The 6,450-nt window shown below is 46.2% G+C and carries 7 protein-coding genes; 1 reads left to right on the forward strand and 6 read right to left on the reverse strand.

Annotated elements, in window-relative coordinates:
• Window positions 1-201: 201 nt before the first annotated feature.
• The 5 genes from IM500_RS19625 to IM500_RS19645 form a co-directional block, all read right to left on the reverse strand.
• On the reverse strand, window positions 202-858 hold the full coding sequence (locus IM500_RS19625) for a class I SAM-dependent methyltransferase (protein WP_185237822.1): 657 nt from the start codon (window positions 856-858) through the stop codon (window positions 202-204).
• Between the two features lie 100 nt (window positions 859-958).
• Window positions 959-1,312 (reverse strand): DUF1257 domain-containing protein, encoded by a 354-nt coding sequence (locus tag IM500_RS19630; RefSeq protein ID WP_002731874.1) that lies wholly within the window; start codon window positions 1,310-1,312, stop codon window positions 959-961.
• 134 nt (window positions 1,313-1,446) lie between these two features.
• Entirely contained in the window at window positions 1,447-2,958 is a 1,512-nt protein-coding gene (gene ycf46, locus IM500_RS19635) for a stress-responsive protein Ycf46 (RefSeq protein WP_190723084.1), read from the reverse strand.
• 53 nt (window positions 2,959-3,011) lie between these two features.
• Complete coding sequence (locus IM500_RS19640; RefSeq protein ID WP_012265766.1) at window positions 3,012-3,362, reverse strand: slr0373 family blue light stress response protein; 351 nt, start codon at window positions 3,360-3,362, stop codon at window positions 3,012-3,014.
• A 279-nt stretch (window positions 3,363-3,641) separates the two neighbouring features.
• Window positions 3,642-4,397: an amino acid ABC transporter ATP-binding protein gene (locus IM500_RS19645; protein ID WP_190723085.1), complete on the reverse strand. Its 756-nt coding sequence runs from the start codon at window positions 4,395-4,397 to the stop codon at window positions 3,642-3,644.
• A gap of 202 nt (window positions 4,398-4,599) precedes the next feature.
• On the opposite strand from IM500_RS19645, the gene IM500_RS19650 reads away from it, so the two are divergent.
• Entirely contained in the window at window positions 4,600-6,111 is a 1,512-nt protein-coding gene (locus tag IM500_RS19650; RefSeq protein WP_287739376.1) for an ABC transporter permease subunit, read from the forward strand.
• 146 nt (window positions 6,112-6,257) lie between these two features.
• On the opposite strand, the gene IM500_RS19655 is transcribed toward IM500_RS19650, so the two are convergent.
• Window positions 6,258-6,450, reverse strand: a 193-nt coding sequence (locus IM500_RS19655) for a hypothetical protein (RefSeq protein WP_287739377.1), incomplete at its 5' end; no start/stop codon positions are given.

Raw genomic sequence — 6,450 nt, forward strand, 5'->3', positions numbered from 1 at the left:
CCCACACCAGCCGCCGGGGCGGGGCGTTCAACAGCTTGGGGCACAACGCCACCCCGGCCAGCCGCGCATTGGGGCCAGAAAGGCGAATCACCGCCACACCCCACACCCTGTCCCCACGAAAAACTTTTTCAGCAGACCCTAGATGGTGTTGCTCACAGTATGTATGTATTATGACAATAGCCCTCTGATTGTTAACGATGACTATAATCCTAGAGAGGATTCTTTTTTTCCTATCACTGCATAGAAGGGATCAGCAACCATAATTCCTAACATTTGTAGGAAACTGGGGGTAGTAGCAGGACGAACGATCGCCTGTACTTCCCTAAATCCCGCCACCGATTTAAAATAGGATTTCACTAACGCTACCCGGCCTAAATCGCTATTATCGCGCCAAGCAGCGATCGCTTTTTGGTAAAACATCCGATTGGAAAAACTAACCACCACCAGACCATGAGGCTTTAAAATGCGATACAGTTCCGCAAAAATCGCCTCTGGATACTGCAAATACTGCACCGACACCGTGATTAACACCGCATCAAAAGAACTATCCCCTAGGGGCAATTTTGGCTGTGCATTGAGGTCTTGGACAAAATAACTATGCAAGCGGGGATTTTTGGCTAACTCCTCCCCATTCATCCCGTGACCTTCGATATGCTCAAATTCCATCTCCTCCGGTAAATGGGACACCCAGCTGCTCATCAGGTCTAAAATGCGTGTATTCGGCGATAAGATCTCTCGGTAGAGAGCGGTTAATCGATCGATAAAACCCTCATCCACGTGGGTGACGAAGCGGGGAAAAGCATAAAAATCGCTGTCTTTCGTCGGATCGAGTTTAGTTCTTTCTTCAGGTCGGAGCATTTTTGTCAAGTTAATTTTACTATTCTTAACATACCCCACGGACAGAAAAAAGGGTTAACCGAACTGGTCAACCCCTAGGCTTGGGAACGCGCTGTAAATCTTAGCTTTGAACGACTAGCTTAACGTTAGCGTTTTGCAGACCGCGCTGTTTCACTTCGGATAGGGTTTTGTTCACAGCGTATTTTTGGTTGATCGAGTTGATCAATTCGGTTTGATTGTGTTTTTTGGCTACACCCCAGAGGTCAGCGATTAAATCGAAACTGCCGTCGGTATTGCGGGACCAACCGAGATCATATTCGCCATCGAGAACAGCAACGATGTCGGAGCGAACCCGTTGACCGTTGTAACCACGAACATCAGCTTCGGTTTTTACGCTAATACCGAGGTCGCGGAGAGAAGCTTTGAGGATTTCGGCATCGGTGATTTTGGTCCGGAGAGTGCTAAAATGAGACATTGGAATTTCCTCTTTGTAGATAAGAATCAACAACAACAGATTGAGAGTTAAAGAGTGCCGCCAAGCGGCTTTTCGAGGCATTGCTAGTCCCTGAGAACTAGCCTTTCATCCCGTTGGGAGCGGGCGAAAGTCTGTTAGAACTCCAATCGCTGGTACTCAGCGACGGAGGCCGAAGCAGGTCGGGCGCGTTGTCTGGCCCAATCACGCAGGGCCGTCACCTGTTCGGTCATGGTGCGAGATAGGGGCAGAGTCGCCTTAATCGCCGCAATAATGTCCAATTGCGTGAATTCGCGATCTTGGGCGAAGGCCTCATACATGGCGGCAATCAGCGCCTGTTCTATTTCCGCACCGGAAAACCCATCGGATACCTTGGCTAACTGCTCCAAATCGAAGCGAGAAATGTCGGAGCGTCGTTTAGTCAGGTGAATATTAAATATATCTTGTCTTTCTTCGGAATTGGGCAAATCGACAAAGAAGATTTCATCGAAGCGCCCCTTGCGGAGAAATTCCCCGGGTAGCCGTTCAATCCGGTTAGCTGTGGCCATAACGAAGACGGGTGAGGTTTTTTCCTGCATCCAAGTCAGGAAGGAGCCGAAGATGCGGCTAGAGGTTCCCCCATCGGAATCGGCGGATCCTGTGCCACCGGCAAAAGCTTTATCTAATTCATCGATGAACAGAATGGCCGGAGAGATGGATTCGGCAGTTTTTAGGGCATTACGCAGGTTAGCCTCAGACCGTCCCACCATGGAACCATCGTAAACCCGTCCCATATCTAAGCGCAGGAGCGGTAAACTCCAGAGGCGCGAGGTGGTTTTAGCGATTAAGGACTTACCACAGCCTGGTACTCCTAAAATTAGCATTCCTTTCGGTTGGGGGAGTCCGTAACCTCTGGCTCTTTCTGTAAAGGCATTTGAGCGCTGTTTTAACCATTTTTTTAATTCTTCCAGACCACCGACGGCGTTGATGGTCTCGTCTTCTTCAACGTATTCTAAAATTCCGTTGCGGCGAATCAGTTGTTTTTTCTCGGAAAGGACGATTTCTACCTCGTCTTCCGTCAATTTGTTCGCTTTTACATGGGCTTTGCGGTAAACTTTTTCGGCTTCATCTTTGGTTAAGCCTAAGGCCGCTTTCAGGAGTTTTTCCCGGACCTCTGTGGTGGTACGACGATTTTGATTTTTGCCTAGGTGTTGCGAGAGAACTGTATCTAACTCTCCCATGTCGGGCAGGGGAAAATCTAGAACTACTACGTCTTTCTCTAGTTCTATGGGGACTTCTTGCAGGGGAGACATTAAAATAATGATTTTTTCGGTTCCTTTAAAGCTTGCGATCGCATCTCTCAACCAGCGAGTGACTGGAGCGGAAGTGATGAACGGATGCAGGTCTTTAAATATATAGATGCCCGCTTCCCGTTGACGCACTACCCATTCGATCGCCGCTTCTGGCGACACGGTATTATGTTGATTGGTTTGGCGCGGTTGACCCTGTTCGATCATGCCGTGGGTGACAGTCCAGACAAACACCCGTCGATGTTGTGTATTTAGTTGGGCTATTTTGCTGATGGCTTCTTCCGCCCTTTCCTCCTCGGAGGTGACGAGGTAAATCAGGGGATACTGAGCCTTGACGAGAATTTCTAGCTCTTCTTTCATAACATCGACCCTATTTGTGGTAACGGTTTTGACCTTGGGCGGCTACCGAGAGTTTAGCAGGGAACTAAGGCTGCTTCTCCCTCTGCGGTTCCTTGAGCGCCAACGGGTTCGGGAACTTCGAGCGGGAACTCGTCGCCGACTATTCCGGGCTGGCGTTTGATTGACCTTAGCCGATCTTCTTTCATCACTAAGGCGGCATCACACTCGGGACAGACATGAACCTGATAGGTTTTGCCATAGGCGGCGGCTTCGATTTCTTCTACCTTTTCGGGGTATTTTAGGTAGAAAGCGATCGCTTTTTCCACCAGCCCTGACATCGATTCTTCATCGATCGCGGCTCTTATTTTTAGTTGACGATGGACTCCAGGGGGAAGGTACAGTGTGACTTTTTGCTTGTCTTGCATATCACTAAATTGGTTTACCCGGGTATGTGTCCTTACTATAACCACTGTCTTTCCCTCCTGTCAAGATGGTAAGCTGTCATAACAGCATAATTGTAACATTTCTTTACAATTGTTGGGGAAGTGGGGAAGTGGGGAAGTGGGGAAGTGGGGAAGTGGGGAAGTGGGGAAGTGGGGAAGTGGGGAAATTGAACTAAAACCCCAAAACCCCAACCCCCAACACCTAAAACCTGTCTCCTGTCTCCTGACTCGGAGAATACTGACTCCTGAATTGAGCAAACCCTAATTACTATTGATGCGACTTAAAAAGGCTTGTAGGCGCTCGCTGTGGGGATGATTAAAGAAGGTGTCGGGATCGCCTGCTTCTTCGATGACACCTTGATTAAAGAACAAAACCTTGTTAGAGACCTCCTTAGCGAACTGCATTTCGTGGGTGACGACTACCATAGTCATCCCCTCATCGGCCAATTGACGCATAACGTTTAACACTTCCCCGACTAATTCCGGATCCAGGGCCGAAGTGGGTTCATCAAATAAAATCACCTCTGGTTTCATGCAGAGACTGCGAGCGATCGCCACTCGTTGTTTTTGTCCTCCCGATAATTGGTCGGGATAAACATCGGCTTTTGGGGCCAATCCCACCTTTTCCAGATAATGAATTGCCGTATCTTTAGCCTCATTTTCCGAGTGGTGTAACACTTGCTTGGGGGCCAACACCAAGTTTTGTAAAACGGTGAGATGGGGAAAAAGATTAAAGTGTTGAAACACCATACTTACCCGGCTGCGTAAGTTGCGGAGGACTGATTGATTTAACTTCGGGGAAGAGATGTCAATCCCCATCACCTCCAAGCGGCCACCGTTAATTGTTTCCAAACGATTGAGACAGCGTAAAAAGGTACTTTTGCCGCAGCCAGAGGGACCGATTACCGATACCACATCCCCTTGATAAAGAGTGCCTGTAACTCCTTTAAGTACCTCTAAAGAGCCGTAACTTTTGCGTAAACCTTCACTGACAATCACAGGGGTAGTAGTGGTCATGATATCCTCTCGTAAAAAATTTTACATTCTGTCTGTACAAAGGTATCGAGATTAGTTTCTGCCAGATTGTATCCTTGACGACATTTTATCAAGAGGAATAATCATAATACTCAAATAGTCTCTCTACATCTGTCTTGGGTGGGAAGTAGGACGAAATTACTAACTTAGTTGAGCGAAAAAATCAAGGAGAAACAATTAAAAAATGATTAAATTTTGGCGAGGGCGGGCGGTACAGAGAGTTATCTTTGCCTTGTTAGGATTAGTCTTGGCGCTCGGATTAACTGTTATTCCGGCTTTTTCTCAGACCCCTCCTAATCCTTTTCGAGTCGCCACAGAAGCAACTTTTCCGCCCTTTGAATTTCAACAAGGGGGACAATTAACTGGGTTTGATATCGATTTAATGCGGGCGATTGGCAAGGAAGCCGATCTCAACATTGACTTTAGAAATTTACCCTTTGATGGCATTATTCCGGCTCTACAAGCGAGAACAGTGGAAGCCGCTATTAGTGGCATGACTATCACCGCCGAACGCGCCCAAGCGATTTCTTTTTCTCGACCTTATTTTAGGGCTGGTTTAGCGATCGCTGTTCGGGAAGATAATAAGACAATTAAAAATTTTGAAGACTTAAAAGGCAAAAGAATTGCCGTCCAAATTGGCACAACGGGAGCCTTAGAAGCGACAAAAATACCGGGGGCAACAGTTAGTCAATTTGACTCGGCGGCTTTAGCTTTGCAGGAATTAATTAATGGTCGAGTTGAGGCGGTAGTTAACGATAAACCCGTGACTTTGTATGCAATTAAACAAGCGGGTTTACGGGGAGTAAAAGTAGTCGGAGAATTATTAACGGAGGAATTCTACGGGATTGCTTTACCCAAAAATTCCCCCTATCTCCAGTTAATTAATGATGCTCTCGGTCGAGTCATAGAAAGTGGTCGGTACGATGCTATTTTTCGGCAATGGTTTGGAGAAAAACCGCCAGAATTACCTTTAGTTGCCCCGGCTTTAAAGAATTTACAGGAATCAAGTTTTAACTGGGGAGAATTATTCTATAACCTGATTGTGAAAGGGGTTCCCTGGACAATTCTGTTAACGGTTCTGTCTTTTCTGTTCGGGTTAATCGGTGGAACTTTAGTGGCCATTGCCCTGATTTCTCCCTACAAATGGTTAAAAACAATTTGCCGCATCTATGTGGATTTCTTTCGGGGAACACCGATGCTGGTGCAATTATTCTTGATCTATTTTGGTTTGCCCGGGTTGTTCCGAGAAATTGGCTTAAATATCGACTTAGATCGTTTACCGGCGGCCCTATTTGCCCTAAGTTTAAATGTGGCGGCCTATTTAGCTGAAATTATGCGCGGCGGTATTCAATCGATCGATAATGGTCAATGGGAAGCTTGTTCTAGTCTAGGAATGTCCCCAGTGCAAACCATGCACGAGGTGATTTTTCCCCAAGCTTTTCGCCGGATGTTGCCACCCTTGGGGAATGAATTTATCACCCTAATTAAAGATACCAGTTTAGCGGCAGTAATCGGTTTTGAAGAGTTATTCCGGCAAGGTCAGTTAATGGTAGCCACTACCTATAAAGCTTTCGAGATTTATATCGCTGTTGCTGTAGTTTATTTGGTTTTAACTACCCTTTCCTCTGTGGTATTTAAGCGCTTAGAGATTTATATGGATCCCCTACATAAATCTAAACAGGAACAGAAAGCTTAGGGGCAACAGATGGGAACTGATAAGTAATAGGGCAAAATTAACTTCTTGGTTAGGATAGGCAAGAGGCAAGAGGTAGTTAAATATGTGCATTTAATTGTGTCTAGCTACTTAGGGTTTGCTGAAAAAGTTTTTTCAGCAAACCCTATTTATTCCCCCTTTTGCATGAGTGCCTCTCCTGATATGTAGCCCATACTCAACGGATTTAGTATGATAACCGATAATTCTTTCATTGCCTTAATAAAATTTAACATTAACGCCATTTTCTCAAAAAAATCGACCCGCCTAAGGGCGGGAAAGAAAAGGAAAAAGAAAAAATAGGGAATGAGGGTAAAAAGGGAA

It is taken from the genome of Microcystis sp. M179S2, assembly GCF_020245805.1.
GTDB lineage: Bacteria > Cyanobacteriota > Cyanobacteriia > Cyanobacteriales > Microcystaceae > Microcystis > Microcystis aeruginosa.

Excerpts from the sequence above, each read along its gene's own strand:
- IM500_RS19625 (WP_185237822.1), bottom strand. The coding sequence starts at position 858 with ATGCTCCGACCTGAAGAAAGAACTAAACTCGATCCGACGAAAGACAGC.
- IM500_RS19630 (WP_002731874.1), bottom strand. The coding sequence starts at position 1,312 with ATGTCTCATTTTAGCACTCTCCGGACCAAAATCACCGATGCCGAAATC.
- IM500_RS19650 (WP_287739376.1), top strand. The coding sequence starts at position 4,600 with ATGATTAAATTTTGGCGAGGGCGGGCGGTACAGAGAGTTATCTTTGCC.
- IM500_RS19640 (WP_012265766.1), bottom strand. The coding sequence starts at position 3,362 with ATGCAAGACAAGCAAAAAGTCACACTGTACCTTCCCCCTGGAGTCCAT.
- ycf46 (WP_190723084.1), bottom strand. The coding sequence starts at position 2,958 with ATGAAAGAAGAGCTAGAAATTCTCGTCAAGGCTCAGTATCCCCTGATT.
- IM500_RS19645 (WP_190723085.1), bottom strand. The coding sequence starts at position 4,397 with ATGACCACTACTACCCCTGTGATTGTCAGTGAAGGTTTACGCAAAAGT.